A 3236-nucleotide genomic window follows, 5' to 3' on the forward strand; every position below is an offset into this window, starting at 1 on the left:
TCACGGGTGTTCGCTTGTTCAGAGTTGCACAGTGGACGCGTAGCAGCTTAGTAGTCAAGTCCTCGGCCTATTAGTACCGGTCAACTGAACCCGTTACCGGGCTTACATTTCCGGCCTATCAACCCAGTCGTCTAGCTGGGGGCCTTACCCCACAAAGTGGGTGGGATACCTCATCTTGAAGCAGGCTTCCCGCTTAGATGCTTTCAGCGGTTATCCCTTCCGAACGTAGCTAACCAGCCGTGCCCTTGGCAGGACAACTGGCACACCAGAGGTTCGTCCGTCCCGGTCCTCTCGTACTAGGGACAGCCCTTCTCAAGTATCCTACGCGCACGGCGGATAGGGACCGAACTGTCTCACGACGTTCTAAACCCAGCTCGCGTACCGCTTTAATGGGCGAACAGCCCAACCCTTGGGACCTGCTACAGCCCCAGGATGCGACGAGCCGACATCGAGGTGCCAAACCATCCCGTCGATATGGACTCTTGGGGAAGATCAGCCTGTTATCCCCGGGGTACCTTTTATCCGTTGAGCGACACCGCTTCCACTCGCAAGTGCCGGATCACTAGTCCCGACTTTCGTCCCTGCTCGACCTGTCAGTCTCACAGTCAAGCTCCCTTGTGTACTTGCACTCAACACCTGATTGCCAACCAGGCTGAGGGAACCTTTGGGCGCCTCCGTTACCTTTTAGGAGGCAACCGCCCCAGTTAAACTACCCACCAGACACTGTCCCTGAACCGGATAACGGTCCGAAGTTAGATACCCAAATCAACCAGAGTGGTATTTCAAGATTGCCTCCACCCATACTGGCGTATGGACTTCACCGGCTCCCACCTATCCTACACAAGCTAATTCGAGTACCAATGTCAAGCTATAGTAAAGGTCCCGGGGTCTTTCCGTCCTGCCGCGCGTAACGAGCATCTTTACTCGTACTGCAATTTCGCCGGGCCTGTGGTTGAGACAGTGGGGAAGTCGTTACGCCATTCGTGCAGGTCGGAACTTACCCGACAAGGAATTTCGCTACCTTAGGATGGTTATAGTTACCACCGCCGTTTACTGGCGCTTAAGTTCTCCGCTTCGCCCCAAAGGAGCTAACAGGTCCCCTTAACGTTCCAGCACCGGGCAGGCGTCAGTCCATATACATCGAATTACTTCTTCGCATGGACCTGTGTTTTTAGTAAACAGTCGCTTCCCCCTGCTCTCTGCGGCCATACAACGCTCCACCCGCGCGGGGCTTCACGTCTCCGGCCCCCCTTCTCCCTAAGTTACGGGGGCAATTTGCCGAGTTCCTTAACCACAGTTCGCCCGATCGCCTCGGTATTCTCTACCTGACCACCTGTGTCGGTTTGGGGTACGGGCCGCTAAGAACTCGCTAGAGGCTTTTCTCGGCAGCATAGGATCACTGACTTCACCTGAATCGGCTCGGCATCACGTCTCAGCCTTCATGTGGTGCGGATTTGCCTACACCACGGCCTACACGCTTACCCCGGCACAACCACCGGCCGGGCTCAGCTACCTTCCTGCGTCACCCCATCGCTTGACTACTACCCATCAGGTTCCCACGCTCCCCACCCTCAACCCGAAGGTCTTGGATGGTTTGGGTGGTTAGCACAACGAGGTTCATCAGGGACGCTCTTTCGCGGGTACGGGAATATCAACCCGTTGTCCATCGACTACGCCTCTCGGCCTCGCCTTAGGTCCCGACTCACCCAGGGCGGATTAGCCTGGCCCTGGAACCCTTGGTCATCCGGCGGAAGGGTTTCTCACCCTTCTTTCGCTACTCATGCCTGCATTCTCACTCGTGCCGCGTCCACAACTGGGTCACCCCGCTGCTTCACTCGCGGCACGACGCTCCCCTACCCATCCACACACCTGCACAAGGAATCAAGTCCAAGCGAGGTTAAAATGTGAATGCCACAGCTTCGGCGGTGTGCTTGAGCCCCGCTACATTGTCGGCGCGGAACCACTTGACCAGTGAGCTATTACGCACTCTTTAAAGGGTGGCTGCTTCTAAGCCAACCTCCTGGTTGTCTATGCGACCCCACATCCTTTTCCACTTAGCACACGCTTAGGGGCCTTAGCTGGTGATCTGGGCTGTTTCCCTCTCGACTACGAAGCTTATCCCCCGCAGTCTCACTGCCGCGCTCTCACTTACCGGCATTCGGAGTTTGGCTGATTTCGGTAAGCTTGTGGGCCCCCTAGACCATCCAGTGCTCTACCTCCGGCAAGAAACACGCGACGCTGCACCTAAATGCATTTCGGGGAGAACCAGCTATCACGGAGTTTGATTGGCCTTTCACCCCTAACCACAGGTCATCCCCCAATTTTTCAACATTGGTGGGTTCGGCCCTCCACGCGGTCTTACCCGCGCTTCAGCCTGCCCATGGCTAGATCACTCCGCTTCGGGTCTAGGACACGCGACTGAATCGCCCTATTCAGACTCGCTTTCGCTACGGCTCCCCCACACGGGTTAACCTCGCCACATGCCACTAACTCGCAGGCTCATTCTTCAAAAGGCACGCCGTCACCCCGCAAGGCTCCGACGGATTGTAGGCGAACGGTTTCAGGTACTATTTCACTCCCCTCCCGGGGTACTTTTCACCATTCCCTCACGGTACTTGTCCGCTATCGGTCACCAGGAAGTATTTAGGCTTACCAGGTGGTCCTGGCAGATTCACGGCAGATTTCAGGGGTCCGCCGCTACTCGGGAACACCCACAGAAGGTCAGCAACTTTCACCTACCGGACTCTCACCGTCTACGGTCAGCCATTCCAGACTGTTCGACTAGCCACTAACTTTGTAACTTCTCGAACAAGTGTCAGCTTGTTCAGCAGGGTCCCACAACCCCGACCACGCAACCCCTGACAGGTATCACACGCAGCCGGTTTAGCCTCGATCCGCTTTCGCTCGCCACTACTCACGGAATCACTAAATTGTTTTCTCTTCCTACGGGTACTGAGATGTTTCACTTCCCCGCGTTCCCTCCACACACCCTATGTGTTCAGGTGTGGGTGACACCACATGACTGGTGCCAGGTTTCCCCATTCGGACACCCTGGGATCACAGCTTGGTTGACAGCTCCCCCAGGCCTATCGCGGCCTCCCACGTCCTTCATCGGCTCCTGGTGCCAAGGCATTCACCGTTCGCCCTTGACAACTTGACCACAAAGATGCTCGCGTCCACTGTGCAATTCTCAACAAACGACCAACCCACAACCCGATCCGCCCCACACCAAACCC

Annotated in this window: 1 rRNA gene; it reads right to left on the reverse strand. The window is 56.4% G+C overall.

What is annotated here, in order from left to right:
• Positions 1-50: 50 nt before the first annotated feature.
• A 23S ribosomal RNA gene (locus IF22_RS0132580) occupies positions 51-3160 on the reverse strand.
• Positions 3161-3236: the final 76 nt, after the last annotated feature.

Origin of the sequence: Micromonospora parva, assembly GCF_000718515.1 — a bacterium.
In the GTDB taxonomy this organism is placed as follows: domain Bacteria; phylum Actinomycetota; class Actinomycetes; order Mycobacteriales; family Micromonosporaceae; genus Micromonospora; species Micromonospora parva.